The organism is Thioalkalivibrio sp. ALJT, from assembly GCF_000381825.1.
Taxonomy (GTDB): domain Bacteria; phylum Pseudomonadota; class Gammaproteobacteria; order Ectothiorhodospirales; family Ectothiorhodospiraceae; genus Thioalkalivibrio.
The window spans coordinates 19,398-43,187 of sequence record NZ_KB907131.1; the positions used below are offsets into that span (position 1 = coordinate 19,398).

Below are 23,790 nucleotides of genomic sequence, written 5' to 3' on the forward strand. Positions count from 1 at the left end.
GCGCCTCGAGAGACCGAAAAAAGGCCTCGCTCTCCCGCCACGCTCGCGACGATCGCCTGAATCCGACAGGCTTCCAGGAGCCCGTCAAAGCGAGATGATTGCCACAAATGTGGTGGTGCGGGTGTCTTCTCTCGGCTCGCTTAAAGCGTATAATGGACCTATAGTCACGGGGGAAACCGGCGATCAGGGCTCGCATGTTCCATGCAACAGCCAGTCCGGCCAAACCCGAAGGCTCCGAGAGAAAACGGATACAAGGACCAGCGGTGTGACGCGACTTCGTTCGACAGGTGCAGCCATGCAACGGCTGCGGGTGAAGGGCCCGCAGCCGTCGCGTGTGCCTGTGCCTGTGGTCGGGTCGCTGGCGGTACTGCTGATTGCGGGACTCGCACTGGGCGCAGGCTCGGCCTCGGCCGGGGAGCGCTATTCCCTGTTGGCGGGGCCACAATCCGGGGGTGTGCCGGAGGTGGCAGGGCTGCGTGACAGTCGTGGTGTGGCCGAACGCGAGTCCCGGTCGCGTTACCACCTCTCGGTGCGCAGCACGCAGGGTCGCTCGGCGCTGGACCAGATCGACACCGGCTTCGGCAGTCCGCGCCTGTTCGAGGCCGTCGGCGGTTACCGGCAGGAAATCGGGGGTGGCTTTGGCTACGGGCTGAACCTCGGGTTGGGCGCGGAAACCCGCTCGGACTGGAATGATCTCGGTCCGACCAGCGAAACCACGGCCTACTTTACCGATTTCAGCTTCGGCCCCACTTTTGCCTCCGGTCGTTTTGAAAGTCAGTTTCGCGTGGGCCTGCGCCAGCCGCTGTCTGGCGAGGCAGACGGACTGAGTTTCGGTCACGGCGATCGTGCCCGCGACACGGCCCGGTCCATGGGCTACCTGAGTCTGGACGGGCGCCTGCGCCTGCAAAACCAGTCCGAGCTTTCCTTGAGCCTCTACTACGACGACTACTCCCTGAATGTCGCCGATGACTGGTTGGCGGACCGTCTGGAGTTCGAAGGGGCCAGCCGCGATCAGGTCTTGTCCGTGATCGGCCTGGAGATGGGCCTGACCTTCTGATTCCGCAGGCCTTTGCCGCGGAACCTCGCTGCTTCCAGCATTTCCGTGACGCCGGCTGCAGGTGCGCCGGTGGCCTTTCCGTGTGTGCCGGCTCCCTGCTAAACGCTCTGGATGCCTCCGCCGGGTCGTCGGGACGGGCGGCAACCGGGTGTTATCCGCGGGCGCGGGTCTGGACGGGGATCTCGGTGGCGAGTTCGTGCCAGGCCTGCAGGCGCTCCGCGGGAAGTTCGCCGGCGTCGATGGCGGCGCGAACCGCACAGCCCGGTTCGGTCTGGTGGCGACAGTCGCGGAAGCGGCAGGCCACGGCCCGTTCCGCGATGTCCGGGAAGCCGCGCTCCAGGGTGTCCATGGACGGGATCTCCGGCGTGAAGTCACGCACGCCGGGCGAGTCGATCCAGGCACCCCCGTTGGCCAGTGGATACCACTGTGCGGTGATTGTGGTATGGCGGCCCTCGCCGGAGGCAGCGAGGTCCCCGGTGGCCGGCGCTATGGCGTCGGCGATCCCGTATTGATCGAGCAGGGCGGCCACCAGCGAGGACTTCCCGACGCCGGACTGACCGACCAGGATGTTGGTGTGCCCGGCCGCAGCCGCCGCCAGTTCGTCCAGCCCGTATCCGGTCCTGGCGGAGACGTACAGCGGGTCGAGATCCAGTTCGCGATAGGCGGCCAGCCAGTCGGGGGGCTCGGCGGAGCCGGTATCCTGCTTGTTCACCAGCAGGCGCGGGCGCGCGGGGAGGTTCAGGACTGCGACCAGAAAGCGGTCGATGAGGTTACGCGACGGGGCGGGTTCCGGCGCGATCACGATCCATACGCAGTCAATGTTGGCGGCAATCACCTTGCGCCGTCCGAACCCGTCGCGCCGGACCAGGATGTTGTCGCGGTCGAGCTGGCGCGCGACCTCTTCGCCTGTTGTGTCCAGTTCCACGCGGTCGCCACAGGCGATGTCGCGGAAGCGCCGGTGCAGCCGCAGGCGTCGCGGTGGCTGGTGCTCCAACGCGATGTCGGCCATCTGGTTGTGGCGGGCGAAGACCCGGGCGACCCGGCTCAAGCCGGGGCTCCGGGGCAGGGGTTACTCGAACAGGGCATCAATACGCGCGGCGCAGATGAAGTCGTTATCGCTGAGACCGCCGATGGCATGGGTGGAGAATTCGACTGCGCATCGGTTATAGCCCACCGCCAGGTCGGGGTGGTGGTCTTCGGTGTGTGCAATCCAGGCGACCGCGTTCACGAATGCCATGGTTTCGTGGTAGTTCTTGAACTTGAAGCAGCGCTGGATGCTTCTGCCGGCTTCGTCGAGGCCCCAGCCAGCGGCAAGCTGACCAAGGGCGCGCTCGGCGTCGGCCCGCGGCATTGGGTCGGTGAAGCCCTCGCAGGACTGACAGTGGCGAGTCTTGAAGTCACTCATCGAACTGATAGTACTCCGCGTTGAGATAGGTGACCACGGCATCCACCTCGTCGTCGAACCAGTTGGTTCCGAGATTGACATTGCAGTTGTTTACCTGCGCGACGAGTTCGGGATGCGAGCCGACCATGCGGTTATCGCGGGTGTACAGCCCGGAGCCGTCGCCCCCGACCATGTCGGCATGGCAACTGATGCAGTTGTCGGCGTGCAGTTGCTGTCCTGCGCGAATATCGTCGGCCAGCGCGGCCTGGGCGCCGGTCAGGCTCAGGACCAGCGCGGCGGTGCTGGCGGTAATGGGTGCTTGGGTGCGTCGCATCGTTCCCTCCTTTTGGCGGGGGTTGAGATCCGGGACACAGGTCCCGGAGTCATGATGATAGACTCCCGCCGCAGATGAAAGGTCCGGGCCAGTGCGCGAGGACCGGTGCCGAAGGAGTAGATTGCATGGCCGTGAACGCCGAAAACCTGATCTGGATCGACCTCGAGATGACCGGTCTGGAACCACAGACCGATCGCATTCTGGAGGTGGCGACCATCGTTACCGACAAGCACCTGAATATCCTCGCGGAAGGCCCGGTAGTGGCGGTTTACCAGCCAGCCGAGGTGCTGGAGGGCATGGACGCCTGGAATCAGCGCACCCACGGGAACTCGGGGCTGATCGAGCGCGTGCGCAACAGTGCGGTGGAAATCCGTGATGCGGAACGGGCTACGCTGGAATTCCTGGCGCAGTACGTGCCCAAAGGGGCATCGCCGATGTGCGGCAATTCGATTTGCCAGGATCGGCGTTTCATGGCACGTCTGATGCCCGAGCTGGAGCAATACTTTCACTACCGCAACCTGGATGTCTCCACATTGAAGGAGCTGGCACGGCGCTGGGCCCCGGATGTGATTGCGCAGCTGCGCAAGAATGCCTCGCATCAGGCGCTGCAGGATATTCGTGATTCCATTGATGAGCTGCGCCTGTATCGCGAGCGCTTTATCCAGCTGCCGCCAGCCTCCCAGAACTGAGCCGGTTCTCGGGCACCCGCCAGTGCCCGCACTCGACTTTCGACCCTCCTTCGTTCGCCGTTGGGTGTCCCGCGTGGCATTGATTTGCGCCTGCCTGCTGGTGGTAGGACCTGCCACAGCAGCGCAGGCGGTGGACCGTGGGCATGCCAGGCCCCCGATGCCTAAGCACGCCAGGCCACAACAAGGCAGGCGGCGGACCGAGGGCACCACGAAGCCCGCGTGCCGGTCGAGCGGCTAGTCCAGGCGCAGGGAGTAGTCGACCGCGTGCAGATGTTTGGTCAGCGCACCCACGGAGATGTAATCCACGCCCGTGGCCGCCACCTGCACCAGGGTCTCCGGAGTGATGCCCCCGGATGCCTCGGAGACGGCCTGCCCGCGGATACGCCGCACCGCTTCGATCAGGTCCTCCCGCGCGAGTTCGTCGAGCATGATCACGTCGGCGCCGGCCGCCAGGGCCTGGTCCACCTCGTCCAGGGTTTCGGTTTCCACCTCGATCCAGCGCCCGGCGCCCAGCTCGCGGGCGCGTGCGACGGCCGCGGCGATGGAGCCGCAGGCGGCGATGTGGTTTTCCTTGATCAGGACTGCATCCCACAGCGCCAGGCGGTGGTTGTAGCCGCCGCCGCAACGCACTGCGTATTTCTGCCCGTGGCGCAGCCCCGGGAGGGTCTTGCGGGTGTCCAGGATGCGGCTCTCGGTGCCCTCCAGACGAGCGACCCAGCGCGCGGTTTCGCTGGCGGTTCCGGACAGAGTCTGAAGCAGGTTCAGGGCCGCCCGTTCGGCGGCCAGGACGGCTCGGGCCGGCCCCTCGAGGGTCGCGATCACCCGGGGTTCGCCTTCCACGGTTACCCGGGCGCCCTCGGGTACCTGCCAGTCGATGCGGGTCTCCGGCGCTAGGCGGGTGAACACGCGTTCGAACCACGCCTGGCCGCAGACGATCGTGGGCTCTTTGAGCAGCAGCGTGGCGCGCGCGACGCGCTCGGCCGGGACCAGGGCGGCGGTGAGGTCGCCGTCCAGACCGTTGGGGCCCAGGTCCTCCGCGAGGGCGGTCTCGACCTCGCGCACGAGCATGGCGGCATCGGGCCGCGCCGGGCCCTGGGCGAACGGGTCGCTGAGGCTGTCTGCGACAGGGGCTTTATCCGTCATGACGATCCGGTATCGGGCGCCGCTGCACGTAGTCGTCGCGCAGCTTCTTCACCAGGCCGGCGAGCAGGATCAGCGCGATCAGGTTGGGCGCGGCCATCAGGATGTTGGCGATGTCGGAGAAGTTCCAGACCACGCCCAGCGGGATGGTGGCGCCGATCACGATCAGGATCACGAACACGATGCGGTAGGGCATGACGGCACCCTCGCCGAACAGGAAGTAGGCCGAACGGTCGCCGTAGTAGGACCAGGCAATCATGGTGGAGAAGGCGAACAGCATCAGGCTGATGCCCACCAGCATGGCGCCGAACGGACCCAGCGTGGAGCTGAATGCGGTGGCGGTCAGCGAAGCGCCGACCACGTCGTCGGCACGGTCGATGTAGGCGCCGGTCACGACAATGGCCAGCCCGGTGAGGGTGCAGACCACGATGGTGTCGATGAACGGCTCCAGCATGGCCACCGAGCCTTCGCGCGGCGGATCGCCGTTCTTGGCCGCGGCGTGGGCCATGGCGGAGGAACCCAGGCCCGCCTCGTTGGAGAACATGCCGCGCGCGACGCCGTACTGGATGGCGAGCCCAATGGCGCCGCCGCCGGCGGCCCACGGGTTCAGGGCCAGGTTCAGGATGGTGGCGACCGCGGCCGGGACGGCCTCGATATTGGCGACGATCACCACAAACGCACCGAGCATGTACACCACGGCCATGAACGGAACGATGGCCGAGGCGATCATCGCGATGCGTTTGACCCCGCCGATAATCACCAGCGCGACGAGTACGGCCATGGTCAGGCCGATGATCAGCGCCATCCAGCCCATGATGTCGTCATCGGCGCGCAGGTCCGGCACGATGAAGGTCAGGCCGTCGACCACCGAGTTGGCCTGCACCATGTTGCCGATGCCGAACGAGGCGATCAGCGTGAAGGCGGCGAACAGGATCGCCATCTTCTTCATGTTCAGCCCGTGCAGCAGCGTGAACATCGGGCCGCCGGCGATGCTGCCGTCCGGGGCGATCTCGCGGTAGCGCACGGCCAGGGTGGTCTCGGCAAACTTGGTGGCCATGCCGAAAAAGGCGGTTACCCACATCCAGAACAGGGCGCCGGGGCCGCCGAGCGCGATGGCCGTGGCCACGCCGGCGATGTTCCCGGTGCCGATCGTGCCCGAAAGGGCGGTCGACAGCGCCTGGAACGGCGAGATCTGGCCGTTGCCGCCACTGCGGCCGTCGGTGCCGCGCAGCGCGCGCCAGCCCTCGCGGAATGCGACGACCTGCACCAGGCCGAGACGAATGGTGAGGTAGAGCCCCGTGCCCAGTAGCAGGATCAGCGTGATGGGGTTGCCCCAGAGCAGGCCGGCGGTGTCGCCGAGGAACTGGTCGATGGTGTCGAGCATCGCAGGGTCCTTGTCGTCCGGGTTAGGTTGCAGCGGCGCTGGTGGAAAACTCTACCGCGCGCAGCCGGCGTTTACGATAGGTTCGGGCGAACGCGGCGATAGTGCACGTCTGTGGATTGTGGGGGGCTCACGTGGCTCAATAAGCATGGATTGACCATCAAGGACGACACATGAGCCAGCCTTCACCCTCCGTGAACGAGCACGATCACGGCAAGCCGGTACCCCGGATCTTTCTGATTGGCTCATTGGTTGTCCTGGCCGTGTTTATCTGGCTGGTCAGTCTGTTGTGGCCTTTGCTCGAGGGGCGTCTGACAGGGCTGAGCACCTTGCAGATCGGTGTGCTGGCCAGCCTGGTGGCGGGTCTGATGACCGCCGTCGGTGCGCTCCCGATCTTCTTCCTGCGCCGGATCAGCCAGTCGGTGGAGGACGCGATGATGGGCTTCGGGGCCGGGGTTATGCTGTCCGCCACTGCCTTCGAACTGGTACTGCCTTCGGTGGAGCAGGCCGAGGCGCAGTACGGTGGTGTTGGCATGGCGATCCTGGTGCTGTCGGTGGGCATGGCGCTCGGGGGCGGCGCACTGCTCGCCTTGCACAAATGCGTGCCGCACGAGCATTTCCATATCGGCCCGCAGAGCGGGGCCGACCCGGCGAAGATCCGGCGGGTGTGGCTGTTCATCTTTGCGATCGCCCTGCACAACCTCCCGGAGGGGCTGGCGGTCGGGGTGGGCTTCGGCGGCGAGGAGGTCTCCGATGGCGTGACGCTGGCGATCGCGATCGGTCTGCAGAACATGCCCGAGGGGCTGGTGGTGGCGATCGCGCTGCTGTCGCTGGGCTACAGCAAGTGGGCTGCCTTCGGCGTGACGCTGCTGACCGGGCTGGTACAGCCGATCGGCGGGTTGATCGGGGCGGGCGCGATCACGCTGATGGAGTTTCTGCTGCCCTGGGGACTGGCGTTCGCGGCGGGGGCGATGTTGTTCGTGATCAGCCACGAGATTATCCCGGAGTCGCACCGAAAGGGGCACGAGGCTCAGGCGACCGTGGGTGTGCTGGTCGGGTTCGTGGCGCTGATTGCGATCGATCTGGCGTTGTAGAGCGGCAGGCTGGCAAACCGGTGGCGGAAAGGCGGCGCCGTTGGTCCGGGCTTTCGCTCGGGAGATATTTTGGTCTACAATTAGTTTCGTCTGCGGGAGGCTGACAGCGCCCGCACACCGTTCTGGAAGAGTTCTGCAATCGCGAGTGCGATGAGCAGACGCCGAAGGCGCAACACCCGCCCGGAATCGCTCAGGCTACCGGACCGGAACGGTGCAGAAGACACACTCTGGAGAGCGGCCGGCGACGGCCCACCGAAGGGGGCGGCCCTGCAGCGGATAATCGCTGGCACGGCGCAAACTCTCAGGTTTCAGGACAGAGGGGCGGCCAGCAGATGATCCCTGCTGGCCGCCCCTTTTTTATGCCCGGCGCCGGGGCCGGGACTCGCGGTTCCACTGGCACGGCCGGGGGGCCGACCACGATACGGACGCAAGGCGGGACCACCATGACGACGTTGAAGACAACTCCTCTCCATGCCGCGCATCAGCGCGCGGGGGCCAAGCTGGTCGACTTTGCTGGCTGGGAAATGCCCTTGCATTACGGCTCCCAGATGGAGGAGCACAAGATGGTGCGCGCTGGGGCCGGTATGTTCGATGTTTCGCACATGCAGGTTGTCGATATCCACGGTCCCCGGGCGCAGGCCTTTCTGCGTTACCTGTTGGCCAACGATGTCGCCAAGCTGAAGACCGAGGGGCGTGCCCTGTACAGCTGCATGCTGAATGCGGACGGCGGCGTGATCGACGACCTGATCATCTACTGGACCGGCGGCACGAATTACCGCGCCGTGGTCAACGCCGCGACTGCCGAGGGCGATATTGCCCACATGCAGCAGGTCGCGAAGGACTTCGACGTGCACGTCGAGCCGCGCCCGGAGTTCGCGCTGATCGCGATCCAGGGACCGCAGGCGGTGGAGAAGACCCTGCCGCTGCTGCCGGAGGACCTGCGTGGCGCCGGGGATCTCAAGCCGTTCTCTGCGGTCTGGAATGACACCTGGTTCGTCGCCCGCACCGGCTACACCGGCGAGGACGGCTTCGAGGTGATGCTGCCGGCGGAGCAGGCCGAAGGCTTCTGGGAACAGCTGAAGACCGCCGGCGTGAACCCCATTGGCCTGGGTGCGCGGGACACCCTGCGGCTGGAGGCCGGCATGAACCTCTACGGCACGGACATGGACGACCGGACCAATCCGCTGACCGCGAATCTCGGCTGGACCATCGCCCTGAAGGATGCCGAGCGTGACTTCATCGGCCGCAGGGCCATTGAGCAGTGGAAGGCCGAGGGTGTGCCGGAGCGCATGGTCGGGCTGGTACTGGAGGGTCGTGGCGTGCTGCGTGGCGGCACCCGGATCGAGACCCCGGTCGGTGATGGCGTGGTCACCTCTGGCAGTTTCTCGCCGAGCCTGGGCGTATCCATTGCGTTCGCGCGCATCCCGGCTGCGGTGGACGCCGCGGAACTGCAGGCCGATATTCGCGGTCGCAAGCTGCCGGTGCGAGTGGTCAAGCCCGTGTTCGTGCGTAACGGCGAGCCGCAGGTCGAACTGCCGAAAAACTGAATCGAGGACTGCCTCATGCTGCCTGTGGCGGACTACACTGCGCAGGCGGGATCCAAACGAAAAAGGAAGACGTCATGAGCGAAGCACCGAAGGACCTGAAGTACACCAAGAGCCACGAGTGGGTGCGCAGCGAGGCCGATGGCAGCGTGACCGTGGGTATTACCGATCACGCGCAGGAACTGCTGGGCGATCTGGTGTTCGTCGAGGCCCCGGAAACGGGCAGCAGCCTCGAGGCCGGTTCGGCCTGTGCGACCGTGGAATCGGTCAAGGCTGCCTCGGATATCTATGCGCCGATTTCCGGCGAGGTGACCGAGATCAACGAAGAGCTGGCCGACAGCCCGGAGAAGGTCAACGAGTCGCCCTTTGAGGACGGCTGGCTGTTCAAGGTGAAGCCCTCCGATGCCGGCGAGCTGGACGCCCTGATGGACGCGGATGCCTATGCCGCGCACGTCGAGGCCGAATCCTGAGCGTAGCTGTGCATCATCGGTCCCGGCCGCGTCCGGCTGGGACCCAACCGAAGTTCGCCGCAATCGGCGAAAGCGAGACCTGACATGCCGTTTATCCCGCATACCGAAGAAGACATCCGCGCCATGCTCGACCGCATCGGTGCCGAATCCGTCGAGGACCTGTTCGACGAGATCCCCGCCGATCTGCGTTCGCCGCCGCTCACGGGGATCCCGGAGGGCGAGAACGAGATGGGGATCACCCGCCTGATGCAGGAGCGGGCGGCGAAGGACGGCATGGCATCGAATTTCATCGGGGCCGGTGCCTACGAGCATCATATCCCGGCCGCCGTGTGGCAGATCGCCACCCGTGGCGAGTTCTACAGCGCCTACACGCCGTACCAGGCGGAGGCGAGCCAGGGCACGCTGCAGCTGATCTACGAATACCAGACCATGATCAGCCGCCTGACCGGGATGGAGGTCTCCAACGCCTCCCTCTATGACGGCGCCTCTGCCCTGGCCGAGGCCGTGCTGATGGCGGTTCGGGTGAACCGCCGCTCCAAGTCCAAGCGCGTGTTGCTGCCGGGCGCGCTGCATCCGGACTATCGCAAGGTGGTCAGGACGCTGATCGGCAACCAGGGCATCGAGCTGGTGGAGCTGCCGTTCGACGAGACCACCGGCCAGACCCCGGTGGATGCCCTGGCGCCGTATGCCGACGAGGACGTCACCGCTATGGTGATCAGCCAGCCGAATTTCTTCGGCATCCTCGAAGACGTCGACGCCCTGACCGGCTGGGCCGAGGAACGCGGCATCCCGGTGATCGCCGTGGTGAACCCGGTCTCGCTGGCGCTGCTGAAGCCTCCGGGCGAGTGGGGCACCAACGGCGTGGATATCGTCGTCGGTGAAGGGCAGCCGCTGGGCGCGCCACTGTCCTCCGGCGGGCCGTACTTCGGCTTCATGACCACGTTGAAGAAGCACATCCGGCAGATGCCGGGGCGCATCGTCGGTCGTGCCGAGGACGCCGATGGCAAGCCCGGCTTTGTACTGACCCTGCAGGCGCGCGAGCAGCATATCCGCCGCTCCAAGGCGACCTCGAACATCTGCACCAACCAGGGCCTGGTGGTCACCGCCGCGACGATTCACATGTCGTTGCTGGGTGACGAGGGCCTGACCCGCGTGGCCGAGGCCTGCTATGCCAACACTCATGCACTGGTGGAAAAGCTGGCGGCCAAGGGCATCAAGCCGCGGTTTACCGGCGAATACTTCCACGAGGTCGCGCTGGACTTCGGCGGAGATGCCGCCAACCGCGTGCAGACGATGGCCGACGCCGGTGTGCTCGCAGGCTTCGAACTGGGCCGCGACTATGCGCAGCTGGATGGCTGCGTACTGGCCTGCGCCACCGAGACCAAGACCGAATCCGACCTCGAGCAGTACGTGACCACGTGGGAGCAGGCCGCCTGAGGCGGTTCGATTCCCCGTGTCAACGACACCACGCGCCATACACACAACGCCGGGAGGCAACCATGGCCGAAATCAAGCTGCAAGGTAACCCGATCAACACCAACGGCGACCTGCCGCATGTGGGCTCGCCGGCCCCGGACTTCAAGCTGACCAATAAGGATCTGCAGGATGTCTCGCTCGCCGACTTCGGCGACAAGCGCAAGCTGATCTCCATCGTGCCCAGCCTGGACACGCCGGTCTGTGCCGATTCCACCAAGAAGTTCAACGAGATGGTGGCCAGCCGTCCGGACCTCGAGATCCTGATCGTCTCCGCCGACCTACCGTTCGCGATGAGCCGCTTCTGCGCCGCCGAGAACCTCGAGCGCGTGACCGTGCTGTCGATGATGCGCGACCGCAATTTCGCCAAGGACTACGGCGTGCTGATCCAGGACGGCCCGCTGGCCGGGATCACCGCCCGCGGCGTGGTCGTGCTGGATACTGACAACCTGGTGATGCATGCCGAGTTGGTTTCCGAGATCGGCGACGAACCGGACTACGACGCCGCGTTCGCGGCCCTGGATGACCGGGCTAACCTGAGCCCCACCCAGTAACCGGCGCGGAGAACCACTGCGCCGCCGGCGGCCGGGCCAGAGCTCGGCCGTCGTCACCCGAATACGCAAGCGAGAAACCGCTATGAGCACCACAGACGCCCATCTGATCTTCGAACGTTCCCGTGCCGGCCGCTCGGCTGTCGCCCAGGCACCGCGCGACCACGCCGCGACCCGCATCCCCGCGAATCTGCAGCGCAAGTCCGCGCCGGGGTTGCCGGCGGCTTCGGAGCTGGACGTGGTGCGCCACTACACGCGCTTGTCGCAGAAAAACTTCTCCATCGACACCGAGTTCTATCCGCTGGGCTCGTGCACGATGAAGTACAACCCGCGCGCCTGTAACAGTCTGGCGATGCTGCCCGGCTTCCTGAACCGGCATCCGCACGCCCCCGCCAGCCACAGCCAGGGCTTCCTGCACACTATGTTCGAGCTGCAGGAGATGCTGAAGGAAGTCACGGGCATGAAGGCCGTGTCGCTGGCGCCGATGGCCGGTGCGCAGGGCGAGTTCACTGGCGTGGCGATGATCCGCGCCTACCACGACGCCCGCGGCGATACCGAGCGCCGCGAGATCATCGTCCCGGACGCCGCCCACGGTACCAACCCGGCCACCGCGATCATGTGCGGCTACGAGGTGCGCGAGATCCCCACCGACGCGAGCGGCGACGTGAACATCGAGGCGCTGAAGGAGGCCGTGGGCCCGCAGACCGCCGGGATCATGCTGACCAACCCGTCCACCGTGGGCGTGTTCGAGCGCCGCATCTCCGAGATCGCGAAAATCGTGCACGACGCCGGCGGCCTGCTGTACTACGACGGCGCCAACCTGAACGCGATCCTGGGCAAGGTGCGCCCGGGCGACATGGGCTTCGACGTAATCCACATGAACCTGCACAAGACCTTCTCCACGCCGCATGGCGGGGGCGGTCCGGGTTCCGGTGCGGTGGGTGTGGGCGAGCGTCTGCTGCCGCATCTGCCGGTGCCGCACGTGATCGAGGACGGCGCCGAGGGCTATCGCTTCGCGACCGAGGCGGACTACCCGGAGACCATCGGTCGGCTGGCCGCGTTTGCCGGCAACGCCGGGGTGCTGCTGCGCGCCTATGTATACATGCGCATGCTGGGACGCGAAGGCATGCAGCGCGTGTCCGAATTCGCCACGCTGAACGCGAACTACCTGGCGCGCGAGCTGGAACGGGCCGGTTTCGATCTGGCCTATCCCGAGCGTCGGGCGACCCACGAGTTCATCGTCACGCTGAAGAAGCAGGCGAAGTCGACGGGCCTGACGGCAGGTGATGTCGCCAAGCGCCTGCTGGACCATGGCTACCACGCCCCGACTACCTATTTCCCGCTGCTGGTGCCGGAGTGTCTGCTGGTCGAGCCCACCGAGACCGAGTCGAAAGAGACGCTGGACGGTTTCGTCGCAGCGATGGCGGCGATCCTGGAAGAGGCCGGCCGCGATATCGACACCATCAAGGCTGCGCCGCATCACCTGCCGAACCGCCGCTTCAACGAGGTCGCCGCCGCCAAGGCCCTGAATGTGGTGTTCGAGGCCCCCGCCGAGGCGGATACGCTGGCCCGCACCGGCACCAGCGGTTAGGACGTCCCATGCGGCAGGGCGGCCTCTTCCGGTTTGCCCGCAAGGTCCTGTTGTCAGCGCCCCCGATGTTTCGGGGGCGTTCTGCGTTTACGGGGGCGGCCTCGGCCGGTCGGCGATGCCCGTCAGCGGGCGGGTACGCCGCAGCGGCGTGGGTTTGTCGCCGTGAACGCGTGCGGCCTGCATACTTGGGGAATTCGCATCGGCAGGTATTTTCTCGGACGATATCCGCATGAGCTTGTTTGACCGTATACCGGTGGGGCTTGCGCTACTGGACCCGCACGATGCCCGCATCGTGCGGGGTAATCCTCGCCTGGCAGCGTGGCTTGGCTGTGCGCCGGAGGCGCTGACCGGACTGGCGCCGGAACAGTGGCTTGCAGGCGATGTGGAGCCCCTGCAGGCTGCACTCGTCCAGGTGCAGCCGCGTACCGTATTCGGTCTGCGGCTGCTGCCACAGGATGCGCAGGGCGAGCCCCGGGCCGTCCAACTGGAGGTTGCGCCCGGTACGGGCCAGGAGGAAGCGGCAGTGGTGACCGTGCAGCCATTGCCGGATACAGCAGCAGCGGCCGATGCGGTATACGCACAGACCTTTACCCGCAACACGGCACCCAAATTGTTGGTCGATCCGGACGACGGGGCGATCGTCGATGCCAACCCGGCGGCGGCCGACCTGTATGGATATTCGACCGCTGCGTTGCGGCGCATGTCGATCCAGGAGATCAATACCCTGACACCCGAGGAGGTCAAGGCCGAGATGGCCCTTGCGGCCTCGGAGAATCGGCGCTTCTTCCGCTTCCGCCACCGCATCCGGAACGGCGAGATCCTGGAGGTGGAGGTGTATTCGGGGCCGGTGGAGCTGGGTGGTCGCACCTATCTGTATTCCATCATCCACGATGTGAGCGCAGCCCGGCGCTATGAACACGAGCTGGAGTACTACAGCGAGCTGGTTCGCAACCTGCCGGTAGGCGTGTACCGCAGTGGGGCAGGACCGGATGGCCATCTCCGGCGCCTGAATCCGGCGATGCTGACGCTGTTCGAGGCAGATGCCGAAGAACGGTTGCGGGCCCTGCCGGTGCGCCAGTTGTATGTGGACCCGGCCGCGTACGAGGATCTGAGCCGGGAGCTCGATCAGCGGGGAAGGGTCGCGGGCCGGGAAGTGACGCTGCGCAGCCTCCGCGGGCGGGTATTCCGGGCACGGGTCAGTGCGCACCGGATGCAGGATGCCGAGGGCCGCATGGTGCATGACGGGATGATCGAGGACATCACCGAGGCCCATGCGGGCGAACTGCTCCGGTCGCGCATGCTGGGGGCACTGGCCGAGGGCGTGTTCGGGATCGACCGGGAGGGCCGCTATACCTTTATGAACCCGGCGGCCTGCCGCCTGCTGGGGTTTTCCAGTGAGGCCGAGGCCCTGGGGCTGAACTCGCACACCGCCTCTCACCATACCCGTGTGGATGGTACGCCATACCCGGCCGAGGACTGCCCGATCCATCGCGTACTGGCCACCGGCGAGTCGCTGAGGGCCTGGAATGACCATTTCTGGCGTGCCGATGGAGCTCCGGTCCCGGTACGGGTATATGCGGCCCCGGTCGAAGACCTGGAGGGAAACGTGGACGGCGCGGTGGTGTCGTTCCAGGACCTGGGACTGCACGCCGAGCGCGAACGCCGACTGACCCGGGCTGCCGGTCAGCTTCCAGGTGCGATCTACGAATTCCGGCGATACCCGGATGGCCGCATGGTCTTCCCGCTGGTCACGGCCGGGATCCAGCGGGTGTTCGGGATGACGCCGGACGAGGCCCGCGAGCATCCCGAACAGGTACTGGAACGGGTCCACCCCGACGATCGGGCCCGGCTCGATGCCAGTAACGAGCACTCTTCTCGTACCCTGGCCCCCTGGCAGTTGCGCCTGCGGGTCTGTCATCCGACACGCGGGACGCTCTGGATCGAGGGGCGGGCTACACCGGAGCGACGTGGTGATGGCAGCGTCGTCTGGTACGGGGTGATAGTGGATATCACCGACCAGGTGCAGATGGAGGCCTCCCTGCGTGAGAGCGAGACACGGTTCCGCCAGCTCGCTGGGAGCGTCAACGAGGTGTTCTGGTTGCGCGACGAGTGCGCGATTCTGTATGTGAATCCGGCCTACGAAGCGGTCTGGGGCCGCAGCCGGGAGGCGCTGTATGCGGATCCGGGCGCGATGCTCGAGGCGGTCGATCCGGAGGACCGCCAGCAGGTCGAGGCGATCTTTATGGGCAGTGCCTTGAAACGGGGATCGACCGACGTCACCTTCCGCATCCATCGGCCGGACGGCGAGTTGCGCTGGATCCAGGCGCATTGTTATCCGGTTGAGGATGCGGAGGGGGAAACCACGCGGGTCGCGGGCACGGCGGTGGATGTGACCGAACTGAAACAGACCCAGCTCGAACTCGAACAAAGCAATGCGGCACTGGCATCCGCGGCGCTGTACGATCGTCTGACCGGGATTGCCAATCGACGCTATTTCGAGGAATTGCTGGAACGCGAGATGCGCCGGGTGGATCGCAGTGGCGGCTCGTTTGCGCTGGTGATGTTCGACCTCGACCATTTCAAGCGCGTGAATGACAGCTTCGGGCATGACGTGGGTGACGAGGTCCTGAAGGATGTGACGGACCGGGTGGCATCGCGTCTGCGCGACTCCGATGTGCTGGGCCGCTGGGGCGGAGAGGAGTTCATGGTGCTGTTGCCGGCCGCCGATCTGGACAGTGGCGCAACCGTCGCGGAGACTCTGCGGGAACGGGTCGCAGGGACGCCTTGCGCCGCAGTGGGCACGGTGACCATCAGTCTGGGTGTGGCCGAGTATCTCCCCGGCGAGCCGCGCAAGCAGCTTTTGCGCCGCGTGGACCAGGCCCTTTATCGCGCCAAGAACGCGGGCCGCAATCGGGTCGAGGTGGACCGGGTCGAGGTGGACCGGGTCGAGGTCGATCAGGCGAGCGGGGGATAACCGTAGCGAGGGATCGCTCGGCGTCCTGACGGGCGTAATGATCCGAACGATTCCAACCGGTGCGATCCGGTTGCAAGGACAGAGCCATGGCGGCGAGCGGCAATACCGGATTCGTGCGAATCGCGCGCGCCCTGGTGTATTCCTGGCGCGGCCTGCGTGCGGCGTTTCGGCACGAGGCCGCGTTTCGTCAGGAACTGGCACTGGCGGCGGTACTGCTGCCGCTGGCGTTCTGGCTGGGGCAGGACGGCGTGGAGCGGGCACTACTGGTCGCCAGCGTACTACTGGTCCTGGTGGTGGAACTGCTGAACTCCGCGGTAGAGGCGGCGATCGACCGCTTTGGTGATGACCCTCACCCGTTGTCGGCGCGGGCCAAGGACATGGCCTCGGCTGCGGTACTGGTCAGTCTCCTGCTGGCGGCGCTGGTCTGGGGGCTGGTCCTGCTGTGATCGCCGGGCCGAATCCCTTGCCCATTCAGCTTGCCGTCCCCGGACACCGTAAGATCCGTCCTGGCGGCGAAGCCCCCGCCCCCGGTGGGTTGGGTACGCGGCGGGGTGTTCGCCTGCGCGCAGGCCCCTGCAGGGGCGGGGCAGTCCCAAGCCGGGCCTTGCTTGACTCCGGATGCCGATCTTCCCCCGCGGTGGCGGGGCATCCTGGCCGTCGTGCAGCGGAGAGCCGGGATGCCCGGCGTCGGTTGTGCCCCAGGGCCCGAAGTCCCGGATGACCGCTGCGCGGCTTCCGGGGTGATGGGTGTTGGTGTCGCAGGGCGGTCAGGGTGTTTGGGGTGCCATGCAGTCGGTGAAGCCGTCGGCCATGGCCTGCATCAGCTCGAACCAGGCGTTCGGGCCGGGTTCCAGGTCCGTGCCGATGGGGTCGAGCATACCCAGGCGGGTCCCGGTGCCTTCGGCCACGGTCTCGGCGAGTGCGGGCCGGAACTGCGGTTCGGTAAACAGGCAGACGACGTCGTCATCGGCGGCACGTTCGCGCAGCTCGCTGATGCGCCGTGCGCCGGGGCTGCGCGAGGGATCGATGCTGATCGAGCCGGCCGCATTCAGGCCATAGTGCTGCTCGAAATACTGGTAGGCATCGTGGAACACGATGAACGCTTCTTCGCGTGCTGGGGCGAGTTGCTCCGCCAGGCGCCCATCCAGTTCGTCGATGCGTTCGACCAGGGTATCGCGGTTGGCTGCCACGGTCTCGGCGTGGTCCGGGGCCCATTCCATCAGCCGATCGGCGAGTTGCCGGATGGTGGCGCGCATCAGTGCCGGCGAGAGCCAGATATGGGCATCGTAATCGCCGTGATGGTGGTCGTGCCCGTGGTCGTGCCCGTGGTCATGCCCGTGGTCATGCCCGTGGTCGTGCCCGTGGCCATGATGCCGGTCGTCGTGGCTGTGGCCGTGATCACCGTGTCCATGGTGGTGATGCTCCCAGACGCCCCCTTCGCGAGTGGGCTTCAGATCCAGGTCCAGGTCGTCCATCAGGCTGACGAGATCACGGTTTCCGGCACTGCGCAGCGGGCGTTCCAGGAAGGTTTCGAGGTCCGGCCCGACCCAGACGACCATGTCCGCATTCTGCAGGCGACGAGCCTCGGACGGGCGCATGGCATACCCGTGTGGCGAAGCGGTCGCAGGGATCAGCAGCTCTACTTCGAAGGCGCCTTCGCCCAGGGCGGAGACGATGCTGTGAATCGGTAGAATGGTTGCGACAATGCGCGGCTTGTCTGCCGCAACAGCCGCTCCCGGTAGCAGGAGGCACAGAATGACCAGCAGGTGGAGCAGCATCGCAGTGCTGAACGAGGGGCGAGGGTGCATGACAGGGTCTCCAGCGGGTCTGATCGTAATCACGAAACGTTATAGTATATCGAAATGAGCCAGGGAAGCCATGCCTCTTCGTCCGTGCCGGAATCGGACCCCAGCCCGCTCCTCGATGCCCGTGAGGTCTCGCTGGAGCGCGGGGACAAGCGGATACTCGATCACGTATCGGTGCAGATCCTGCCGGCCGAGGTGGCGGTGGTCATCGGCCCCAATGGGGCGGGCAAGACCTCGCTGTTGCGCGTGCTGCTGGGGCTGTGGCAGCCGACGCAGGGCCAGGTCAAGCGCCGGCGCGGGCTGCGCATTGGGTACATGCCGCAACGCCTGCAGATCGAGCCGGTACTGCCGCTGTCGGTGCGCCGGTTCCTGACACTGCGTCAGCGTGCACCAAGGGCCAGGCTGCTCGCGCACCTGGAGCGGGTAGGGGTCCCGCACCTGCTGGACAAGCCGGTGCAGTCGCTGTCCGGGGGCGAGATGCAGCGGGTGCTGCTGGCGCGGGCCCTGCTCAATCGGCCCAATCTGCTGGTGCTGGACGAGCCGGCGCAGGGTGTCGATATTGTCGGGCAGGGCGAGGTCTTTCGCCTGATCGACGACATCCGGTGCGAGACGGGCTGCGGGGTGCTGATGGTCTCGCACGATCTGCATCTGGTGATGGCGGGGGCGGATGCCGTGATCTGTCTGAACCAGCATGTCTGCTGCAGGGGGCGGCCGGAGGAAGTCTCGCGCCATCCGGAATACCAGCGTCTGTTTCCGACCGCGGATGTGCGGGGGATCGGCGTTTACAAGCATGACCACAACCATGTCCACGATCTGCATGGTGAGGTGCGCGGGCTGGACGACAACGGCAGCGGTGAGTCGCAAGGTAGCGGACACTGCGATCATCACCGACGGGGATTGCCAAAACGATGATTGAAGCCTGGCTGGACGACTTCCTGTTCCGGGCGGTGCTGGCGGGCCTGATGGTGGCGGTCGTCGCCGGGCCGTTGGGTGCGTTCGTGGTCTGGCGACGCATGGCCTATTTCGGTGACACGATCTCGCACTCCGCGCTGCTGGGCGTGGCGCTGGGCTTTTTGCTGGGTCTGAACCTCAATTTGATGGTGACCATCGTCTGCGTCGCTATCGCGATGCTGCTGGTGATTCTCCAGCGCCGTCAGGAGCTGGCGTCGGACACGCTGCTCGGGATCCTGGCGCACAGCGCGCTGTCGCTGGGGATTGTGGCGGTGGCCTTTATCGAGGGGCTGCGGGTGGACCTGATGGCCTATCTGTTTGGTGACATCCTGGCGGTGGGGACGTCTGACCTGGTGGCGATCGCAATCGGCGGGGCGGTGGCACTGTTGTTGCTGGTGCTGCTGTGGCGTCCGCTGCTGGCGCTGACGGTGCACGAGGAACTGGCCCAGGTGGAGGGGGTACCGGTGGTGCTGGTGCGGCTGGGCCTGATGCTGCTGATCGCGCTGGTGATCGCGGCGGCGATGCAGGTGGTGGGCGTGCTGCTGATTACCGCGTTGATGATCATCCCGGCGGCCAGTGCCCGGCGCTTTGCCTCCACCCCCGAGCAGATGGCCATTCTGGCGGCGGTGGTCGGTATGCTGGCGGTGGGCGCCGGGTTGTGGGGATCGTTGCTCTTCGACACCCCGACCGGCCCGACCATCGTGGTCGCGGCGATGCTGGGTTTTATCCTGGTGCATCTGTTTCCCGGCCGCCTGATCCCTCGCTTCGGTGACCGCTGAACCGCCTTGTTCACCACAAAGACCCGCAGAAAAGCCGGGGCAAGGCCGGAAGCTGCAACAGGAAGAAAGGCAGTCTGGAAGAACTCTGCATCGGGACTGTGCCGTTGGCGCAGGTCCGTGCGCGTCGGAGCGTCCGTATTTACATCATTCTTCCAGTTCTTTCATCTTCCCTTTAACGCCCTTGAGCGGGCTTTTTGGTATCTGATCAAAGGGTTCTGGAGAGTGATCAGCGGGGGCGGCGTTCGAGGCGTTCGAAGGTGAAGGGGCAGGCGTGGCGGTCGTCGGCCGTGTGGTGTTCGGACCAGACGACGTCCCAGTCCTCGGGGTTGATCGCGGGGAAGAAGGTATCTCCGGCGTGGCACTCGTGCACGCGGGTCAGGTGCAGCACGTCGGCGTGTGGCAACGCCTCCGCGAACAGGCCGGCACCTCCGATCACGAAGGCCGGGCCCGTGTTGATGGTCGTCAGGGCCGCGTCCAGGTTGCGATATACCTCCACGCCGTCTGCCCGCCAGTCCGGCTGGCGGGTCAGCACGAGGTTGCGGCGCCCGGGCAGAGGGCGACCGATGGATTCAAACGTTCGCCGTCCCATGATCATCGGATGCCCGGCGGTGATGCGCTTGAAGTGCTGCAGGTCGGCGGGCAGGTGCCAGGGCAGGTCGTTGTCGCGACCAATCACGTGCTCGGGATCGAGCGCGACCATCAGGTGGATCTCGGGCTGGGGCATGCGGGCTCCGGGCTGGATCAGATCGCGATGGGGGCCTTGATCGGCGGGTGGGACTGGTAGTCGCGGACCTCGATATCGTCGAAGGTGAAGGCGAACAGGTCGGTCACGTCCGGGTTCAGGTGCAGGGTGGGCAGTGGCAGGGGCTCGCGCCCGAGGAGCTCTGCAACCTGTCCCTCGTGATTGCGGTAAAGATGGGCGTCGCCAAAGGTGTGCACGAAGTCGCCCGGCTTGAGGCCCGTCACCTGCGCCAGCATGTGGGTCAGCAGGGCGTAGCTGGCAATGTTGAACGGTACCCCGAGGAATACATCGGCGCTGCGTTGATAGAGCTGGCAGGACAGCCGCCCATCGGCCACGTAGAACTGGAACAGGGTGTGGCAGGGCGCCAGGGCCATGCGCCCGGCCGCGGCGTTGGCCTGCGGCGAGACGGACTCGTCCGGCAGGTCCGCCACGTTCCAGGCGCTGATGACATGGCGTCGGGAATAGGGCCGGTTTTTCAGATTGTCGATCAGCTCGGCGAGCTGGTCATGCCCGGCCCAGTTGCGCCATTGCGCACCGTAGATCGGGCCCAGGTCACCGTCCTCGGTCGCCCATTCATCCCAGATGCGGACCTTGTGGTCGCGCAGGTAGCGGATATTGGTGTCGCCGGCGATGAACCACAGCAGCTCATGGATCACTGCGCGCAGGTGGGTGCGCTTGGTGGTGACCAGCGGAAAGCCCTCTGCCAGATCGAAGCGCATCTGGTAGCCGAACACCGAGCGGGTCCCGGTGCCGGTGCGGTCCGGACGATCGGTGCCGTGGTCGCGGATGTGCCGCACCAGATCGAGGTATTGCTGCATCTCAGTTGCTCTCCGCGGCGGGACGGGCTGTGGGCAGCGGGTTGCGTCGCGACCAGATGAGCAGGGCCACGCCGAACAGGATCACCGGCAGGCTCAGGACCTGGCCCATGGTCAGCCAGTCGAAGGCGAGGTAGCCGATGTGTGCGTCGGGCACGCGGAAGAACTCGACCGCGAAGCGGAAGCTGCCGTACAGCGTCAGGAACAGCCCGGAGATCAGTCCGGTGCGGCGCGGCTGGCGCGAGACGATCCACAGCACCACGAACAGCACCAGCCCCTCGAGAAAGGCCTGGTACAGCTGCGATGGGTGGCGCGGGATGTAGTCCGCGGCCGGGAAGACCATGGCCCAGGGCAGGTCGGTGGGCTTGCCCCAGAGCTCGCCGTTGATCCAGTTGCCGATGCGGCCGGCCCCGAGGCCGATCGGGATCAGCGGGGCGACAAAATCGGTCAGGCGGAAGAACGGCAGGCCGATCTTGCGGGCATACAGCCAGCAGGTGACCAGCACCCCGGCGAGCCCGCCATGGAAGGCCATGCCGCCCTCCCAGACGCGGAACAGGCTGAGCGGATCGGCCAGCGTGGCATCCAGGTTGTAGAACAGGGCATAGCCGAGCCGGCCACCGACCACGACCCCGACCACACCCCAGAACAGGAGATCGCCAACCTGCCAGGGGTGCAACGGGTCCCAGTCGCGGGTGCGGGTTCGCCACACGCCCAGGGCCCAGAAGGCGACGAAGCCGACCAGATACATCAGGCCGTACCAGTACAGGGTCAGCGGACCGATGGACAGGGCGACCGGGTCGATAAACGGGTGCGTGGGCATGGGCGCTTGCGGAAGGAATACCGGCTGCACATGCTACCCGTACGGGACGATCCGTGCACCTTGTTGGCCCGCTCCGGACGCCGCGTCAGGGGAAATACCGAATAACGTACGTACTCGCTTGCGTACGGTATTCCGTGTGTCCCCAAGGAGTCTTGCAATGAATCGACTGGCCGGAGCGAGCAGCCCCTATTTGCTGCAGCACGCCGACAATCCCGTGGACTGGTACCCCTGGGGTGAGGAGGCCCTGGAGCATGCCCGGGCCGAGGGCAAGCCGATCCTGCTGTCGATCGGCTACTCCGCTTGCCACTGGTGCCACGTGATGGCGCACGAGTCCTTCGAGGACCCGGACACCGCTGCCGTGATGAACGCGCGCTTCGTGAACATCAAGGTGGACCGCGAGGAACGCCCGGACCTCGACCGCATCTACCAGAACGCGCATATGCTGCTGTCACAGCGCCCCGGTGGCTGGCCGCTGACGGTCTTCCTCACGCCCGACCAGGTGCCGTTTTTTGCCGGGACCTACTTCCCGAGCACACCGCGTCACGGCCTGCCGTCGTTCGTGGACCTGATGAACCGGGTAGCGGATTTCCTGGCGGAACACCCGGACGAGATCCGGCGTCAGAACGACTCGCTGCAACAGGCGCTGGGGCGGATCTACCGCCCCGCCGGGGGCGCGGTCCCGGCGCTGAGCGTGATCGACAAGGGGCGCGCGGAACTGGCGTCGACCTTCGATGAGCAGTTCGGTGGCTTCGGGGATGCCCCCAAGTTTCCGCACCCCGCCTCGCTCGAATGGCTGGCTTGGCATGCGGCCCGGCACGATGATGCCGAGGCGGGCCGCATGCTTGCGCGAACCCTGGATGCCATGGCGGCCGGCGGGATCTTCGATCAGGCCGGGGGTGGCTTCTGCCGCTACTCGGTGGATGCCCGCTGGATGATCCCGCACTTCGAGAAGATGCTCTATGACAATGGCCCGCTGCTGGGGCTCTACGCCGAGCGCGCGGCCACCGGCGACGCCCGCGCGCGGCGGGTAGTGGAACAGACCGTCGCCTGGCTGGAGCGCGAGCTGCGCGACGCCTCCGGGGCCTTCTTTTCCAGCCTGGATGCGGACTCGGAAGGCGAGGAAGGGCGTTTCTACGTCTGGGACCCGGAGACCGTGGAATCCTTGTTGCCGGAGGAAGAATGGGCTGTCGCCAGCCGGGTCTGGGGGCTTAATGGCCCGGCCAATTTCGAGGGCCGCTGGCATCTGCACGAGGTGGCACCGCCGGCGACCGTTGCCGATGCGCTGGGCATCGACGAGGCAGAGGCGATCCAGCGCCTGGATCATGCCCGCGACCGCCTGCTGGCGGCGCGTGCGGACCGGGTGCGGCCGCACCGGGACGAAAAGATCCTCGGCGCGTGGAATGCCTTGATGATCACCGGGCTGGCGCGGGCCGCGCGGGCCCTGGAGCGCCCGGAATGGCTGGCACTTGCCCGCGCGGCGATGGCGGCCGTGCGGGCGCGGTTGTGGCGCGACGGACGCCTGTATGCCAGCGTGCGTGAGGGGGCGACCGGTGCCATGCCGCGCGCCTATCTCGACGACCACGCCCTGTTGCTGGAGGCTACGCTGGCGTTGCTGGAGACCGAATGGGACAGCGACCTGATGACCTGGGCGGGCACGCTGGCCGAGACCCTGCTGGCGGACTTCGAGGATCGCGAGCACGGCGGGTTCTTCTTTACCGCGCGGGATCACGAGGCCCTGATCCAGCGGCCGAAGGTTTACGCCGACGATGCGATGGCCGCCGGCAACGGTGTGGCCGCCCAGGCCCTGCAGAAGCTCGGGTACCTGTTGTCCGAACCGCGTTATCTGGAGGCCGCCGAGCGCACGCTGGCGAATGCCGGCCCGATGATCGAGCAGGCCCCGGTCGGCCACATGAGCCTGTTGACGGCGCTGGACATCCACCATGGTCCGCCGCCCCTCGTTGTGCTGCGCGGGACGGCGGATGACCTGTCCGGGTGGCAGCGCCGCCTGCGGGGGCAGGCGGCGCCGGTCTGGAGCTTTGCGATCCCCGCCGATGCCCCCGGCCTGCCCGTTGCACTGGCGGAGAAGACCGCTCCGGAGACGGGGGTACGGGCCTATCTCTGCCGCGGCCTGCAATGCGCGGCGCCGGTGACCGATCCCGCTGCGCTGGACAGCGCCCTCGCAGCGGCTTGAAACGC

Annotated in this window: 22 protein-coding genes and 2 riboswitches; of the genes, 13 read left to right on the forward strand and 9 right to left on the reverse strand. The window is 66.4% G+C overall.

The window, feature by feature from the left end; all coding sequences use genetic code 11:
* Positions 1 to 265 precede the first annotated feature (265 nt).
* Positions 266 to 1,057, forward strand: a complete 792-nt coding sequence (locus G332_RS0111180) for a hypothetical protein (RefSeq protein ID WP_026340814.1) — start codon at positions 266 to 268, stop codon at positions 1,055 to 1,057.
* A gap of 151 nt (positions 1,058 to 1,208) precedes the next feature.
* Here G332_RS0111180 and rsgA read toward each other — a convergent pair whose 3' ends face one another.
* The 3 genes from rsgA to G332_RS0111195 are packed head-to-tail and all read right to left on the reverse strand — an operon-like array spanning position 1,209 to position 2,775.
* Positions 1,209 to 2,105 (reverse strand): ribosome small subunit-dependent GTPase A, encoded by an 897-nt coding sequence (gene rsgA, locus G332_RS0111185; RefSeq protein ID WP_019627082.1) that lies wholly within the window; start codon positions 2,103 to 2,105, stop codon positions 1,209 to 1,211.
* A gap of 21 nt (positions 2,106 to 2,126) precedes the next feature.
* Complete coding sequence (locus G332_RS0111190; protein ID WP_019627083.1) at positions 2,127 to 2,462, reverse strand: 4a-hydroxytetrahydrobiopterin dehydratase; 336 nt, start codon at positions 2,460 to 2,462, stop codon at positions 2,127 to 2,129.
* Positions 2,455 to 2,775 carry a cytochrome c gene (locus G332_RS0111195; protein ID WP_019627084.1) on the reverse strand — a complete coding sequence of 107 codons (321 nt, stop codon included), beginning with the start codon at positions 2,773 to 2,775 and terminating at the stop codon, positions 2,455 to 2,457. Before G332_RS0111195 ends, G332_RS0111190 begins: the two co-directional genes overlap by 8 nt.
* 125 nt (positions 2,776 to 2,900) lie before the next feature.
* Between G332_RS0111195 and orn the strand changes: the two genes are divergently transcribed.
* Positions 2,901 to 3,464 (forward strand): oligoribonuclease, encoded by a 564-nt coding sequence (gene orn, locus G332_RS0111200; RefSeq protein WP_019627085.1) that lies wholly within the window; start codon positions 2,901 to 2,903, stop codon positions 3,462 to 3,464.
* A 234-nt stretch (positions 3,465 to 3,698) separates the two neighbouring features.
* Here orn and nadC read toward each other — a convergent pair whose 3' ends face one another.
* Together nadC and G332_RS0111210 are read right to left on the reverse strand one after the other, a co-directional pair.
* Positions 3,699 to 4,607 carry a carboxylating nicotinate-nucleotide diphosphorylase gene (nadC, locus tag G332_RS0111205; protein WP_019627086.1) on the reverse strand — a complete coding sequence of 303 codons (909 nt, stop codon included), beginning with the start codon at positions 4,605 to 4,607 and terminating at the stop codon, positions 3,699 to 3,701.
* Positions 4,597 to 5,988: a sodium:alanine symporter family protein gene (locus G332_RS0111210; RefSeq protein WP_019627087.1), complete on the reverse strand. Its 1,392-nt coding sequence runs from the start codon at positions 5,986 to 5,988 to the stop codon at positions 4,597 to 4,599. The genes nadC and G332_RS0111210 overlap by 11 nt, the downstream gene beginning before the upstream one ends.
* Positions 5,989 to 6,158: 170 nt before the next feature.
* Here G332_RS0111210 and G332_RS0111215 point away from each other — a divergent pair, with 170 nt between their 5' ends.
* The 8 genes from G332_RS0111215 to G332_RS0111250 all read left to right on the forward strand — a co-directional run bounded on the left by G332_RS0111215 (position 6,159) and on the right by G332_RS0111250 (position 16,128).
* The gene (locus G332_RS0111215) at positions 6,159 to 7,079 is read left to right on the forward strand and encodes a ZIP family metal transporter (RefSeq protein ID WP_026340815.1); all 921 of its coding nucleotides are present in this window, start codon (positions 6,159 to 6,161) and stop codon (positions 7,077 to 7,079) included.
* 113 nt (positions 7,080 to 7,192) lie between these two features.
* Positions 7,193 to 7,295: riboswitch (glycine riboswitch) on the forward strand.
* A 1-nt stretch (position 7,296) separates the two neighbouring features.
* A riboswitch (glycine riboswitch) is annotated at positions 7,297 to 7,406 on the forward strand.
* 116 nt (positions 7,407 to 7,522) lie between these two features.
* The gene (gene gcvT / locus G332_RS0111220; protein WP_019627089.1) at positions 7,523 to 8,626 is read left to right on the forward strand and encodes a glycine cleavage system aminomethyltransferase GcvT; all 1,104 of its coding nucleotides are present in this window, start codon (positions 7,523 to 7,525) and stop codon (positions 8,624 to 8,626) included.
* 74 nt (positions 8,627 to 8,700) lie between these two features.
* On the forward strand, positions 8,701 to 9,093 hold the full coding sequence (gene gcvH, locus G332_RS0111225; RefSeq protein WP_019627090.1) for a glycine cleavage system protein GcvH: 393 nt from the start codon (positions 8,701 to 8,703) through the stop codon (positions 9,091 to 9,093).
* An 84-nt stretch (positions 9,094 to 9,177) separates the two neighbouring features.
* Complete coding sequence (gene gcvPA / locus G332_RS0111230; RefSeq protein WP_019627091.1) at positions 9,178 to 10,530, forward strand: aminomethyl-transferring glycine dehydrogenase subunit GcvPA; 1,353 nt, start codon at positions 9,178 to 9,180, stop codon at positions 10,528 to 10,530.
* Positions 10,531 to 10,592: 62 nt separating this feature from the next.
* A complete protein-coding gene (gene tpx, locus G332_RS0111235) occupies positions 10,593 to 11,120 on the forward strand; it encodes a thiol peroxidase (RefSeq protein ID WP_018867859.1) in 528 nt (175 codons plus the stop codon).
* Between the two features lie 82 nt (positions 11,121 to 11,202).
* Positions 11,203 to 12,708: an aminomethyl-transferring glycine dehydrogenase subunit GcvPB gene (gene gcvPB, locus G332_RS0111240; protein WP_019627092.1), complete on the forward strand. Its 1,506-nt coding sequence runs from the start codon at positions 11,203 to 11,205 to the stop codon at positions 12,706 to 12,708.
* 229 nt (positions 12,709 to 12,937) lie between these two features.
* Positions 12,938 to 15,682, forward strand: a complete 2,745-nt coding sequence (locus tag G332_RS12930) for a PAS domain S-box protein (RefSeq protein ID WP_019627093.1) — start codon at positions 12,938 to 12,940, stop codon at positions 15,680 to 15,682.
* Positions 15,683 to 15,768: 86 nt separating this feature from the next.
* Entirely contained in the window at positions 15,769 to 16,128 is a 360-nt protein-coding gene (locus G332_RS0111250) for a diacylglycerol kinase (protein ID WP_019627094.1), read from the forward strand.
* Between the two features lie 321 nt (positions 16,129 to 16,449).
* Here the strand turns inward: G332_RS0111250 and znuA are convergent, their stop codons facing one another.
* A complete protein-coding gene (znuA, locus tag G332_RS0111255; RefSeq protein ID WP_019627095.1) occupies positions 16,450 to 17,490 on the reverse strand; it encodes a zinc ABC transporter substrate-binding protein ZnuA in 1,041 nt (346 codons plus the stop codon).
* Positions 17,491 to 17,544: 54 nt separating this feature from the next.
* Here znuA and znuC point away from each other — a divergent pair, with 54 nt between their 5' ends.
* Together znuC and znuB are read left to right on the forward strand one after the other, a co-directional pair.
* Positions 17,545 to 18,399, forward strand: a complete 855-nt coding sequence (gene znuC, locus G332_RS0111260; RefSeq protein ID WP_026340816.1) for a zinc ABC transporter ATP-binding protein ZnuC — start codon at positions 17,545 to 17,547, stop codon at positions 18,397 to 18,399.
* Positions 18,396 to 19,217, forward strand: a complete 822-nt coding sequence (gene znuB / locus G332_RS0111265; protein WP_019627097.1) for a zinc ABC transporter permease subunit ZnuB — start codon at positions 18,396 to 18,398, stop codon at positions 19,215 to 19,217. The genes znuC and znuB overlap by 4 nt, the downstream gene beginning before the upstream one ends.
* A 226-nt stretch (positions 19,218 to 19,443) precedes the next feature.
* Here the strand turns inward: znuB and G332_RS0111270 are convergent, their stop codons facing one another.
* From G332_RS0111270 to lgt, 3 genes are read right to left on the reverse strand one after another with little or no spacing between them, the layout of a single operon-like run.
* Positions 19,444 to 19,941, reverse strand: coding sequence for a dihydrofolate reductase (locus tag G332_RS0111270; protein ID WP_019627098.1), 498 nt, complete (start codon positions 19,939 to 19,941; stop codon positions 19,444 to 19,446).
* Between the two features lie 17 nt (positions 19,942 to 19,958).
* On the reverse strand, positions 19,959 to 20,777 hold the full coding sequence (locus G332_RS0111275; RefSeq protein WP_019627099.1) for a thymidylate synthase: 819 nt from the start codon (positions 20,775 to 20,777) through the stop codon (positions 19,959 to 19,961).
* A gap of 1 nt (position 20,778) precedes the next feature.
* The gene (gene lgt, locus G332_RS0111280; RefSeq protein WP_026340817.1) at positions 20,779 to 21,594 is read right to left on the reverse strand and encodes a prolipoprotein diacylglyceryl transferase; all 816 of its coding nucleotides are present in this window, start codon (positions 21,592 to 21,594) and stop codon (positions 20,779 to 20,781) included.
* 157 nt (positions 21,595 to 21,751) lie between these two features.
* Between lgt and G332_RS0111285 the strand changes: the two genes are divergently transcribed.
* Positions 21,752 to 23,785, forward strand: coding sequence for a thioredoxin domain-containing protein (locus tag G332_RS0111285; RefSeq protein WP_019627101.1), 2,034 nt, complete (start codon positions 21,752 to 21,754; stop codon positions 23,783 to 23,785).
* The last annotated feature ends 5 nt before the right edge of the window (positions 23,786 to 23,790 follow it).

What these genes read in the sequence shown, in the direction of transcription:
- G332_RS0111210 (WP_019627087.1), bottom strand. Translation starts at nt 5,988, where the DNA reads ATGCTCGACACCATCGACCAGTTCCTCGGCGACACCGCCGGCCTGCTC.
- tpx (WP_018867859.1), top strand. Translation starts at nt 10,593, where the DNA reads ATGGCCGAAATCAAGCTGCAAGGTAACCCGATCAACACCAACGGCGAC.
- nadC (WP_019627086.1), bottom strand. Translation starts at nt 4,607, where the DNA reads ATGACGGATAAAGCCCCTGTCGCAGACAGCCTCAGCGACCCGTTCGCC.
- G332_RS0111270 (WP_019627098.1), bottom strand. Translation starts at nt 19,941, where the DNA reads ATGCCCCAGCCCGAGATCCACCTGATGGTCGCGCTCGATCCCGAGCAC.
- znuB (WP_019627097.1), top strand. Translation starts at nt 18,396, where the DNA reads ATGATTGAAGCCTGGCTGGACGACTTCCTGTTCCGGGCGGTGCTGGCG.
- G332_RS12930 (WP_019627093.1), top strand. Translation starts at nt 12,938, where the DNA reads ATGAGCTTGTTTGACCGTATACCGGTGGGGCTTGCGCTACTGGACCCG.
- gcvT (WP_019627089.1), top strand. Translation starts at nt 7,523, where the DNA reads ATGACGACGTTGAAGACAACTCCTCTCCATGCCGCGCATCAGCGCGCG.
- G332_RS0111250 (WP_019627094.1), top strand. Translation starts at nt 15,769, where the DNA reads ATGGCGGCGAGCGGCAATACCGGATTCGTGCGAATCGCGCGCGCCCTG.
- G332_RS0111285 (WP_019627101.1), top strand. Translation starts at nt 21,752, where the DNA reads ATGAATCGACTGGCCGGAGCGAGCAGCCCCTATTTGCTGCAGCACGCC.
- G332_RS0111195 (WP_019627084.1), bottom strand. Translation starts at nt 2,775, where the DNA reads ATGCGACGCACCCAAGCACCCATTACCGCCAGCACCGCCGCGCTGGTC.
- lgt (WP_026340817.1), bottom strand. Translation starts at nt 21,594, where the DNA reads ATGCCCACGCACCCGTTTATCGACCCGGTCGCCCTGTCCATCGGTCCG.
- znuA (WP_019627095.1), bottom strand. Translation starts at nt 17,490, where the DNA reads ATGCACCCTCGCCCCTCGTTCAGCACTGCGATGCTGCTCCACCTGCTG.
- gcvH (WP_019627090.1), top strand. Translation starts at nt 8,701, where the DNA reads ATGAGCGAAGCACCGAAGGACCTGAAGTACACCAAGAGCCACGAGTGG.
- znuC (WP_026340816.1), top strand. Translation starts at nt 17,545, where the DNA reads ATGAGCCAGGGAAGCCATGCCTCTTCGTCCGTGCCGGAATCGGACCCC.
- G332_RS0111275 (WP_019627099.1), bottom strand. Translation starts at nt 20,777, where the DNA reads ATGCAGCAATACCTCGATCTGGTGCGGCACATCCGCGACCACGGCACC.
- orn (WP_019627085.1), top strand. Translation starts at nt 2,901, where the DNA reads ATGGCCGTGAACGCCGAAAACCTGATCTGGATCGACCTCGAGATGACC.
- G332_RS0111190 (WP_019627083.1), bottom strand. Translation starts at nt 2,462, where the DNA reads ATGAGTGACTTCAAGACTCGCCACTGTCAGTCCTGCGAGGGCTTCACC.
- gcvPB (WP_019627092.1), top strand. Translation starts at nt 11,203, where the DNA reads ATGAGCACCACAGACGCCCATCTGATCTTCGAACGTTCCCGTGCCGGC.
- gcvPA (WP_019627091.1), top strand. Translation starts at nt 9,178, where the DNA reads ATGCCGTTTATCCCGCATACCGAAGAAGACATCCGCGCCATGCTCGAC.
- G332_RS0111215 (WP_026340815.1), top strand. Translation starts at nt 6,159, where the DNA reads ATGAGCCAGCCTTCACCCTCCGTGAACGAGCACGATCACGGCAAGCCG.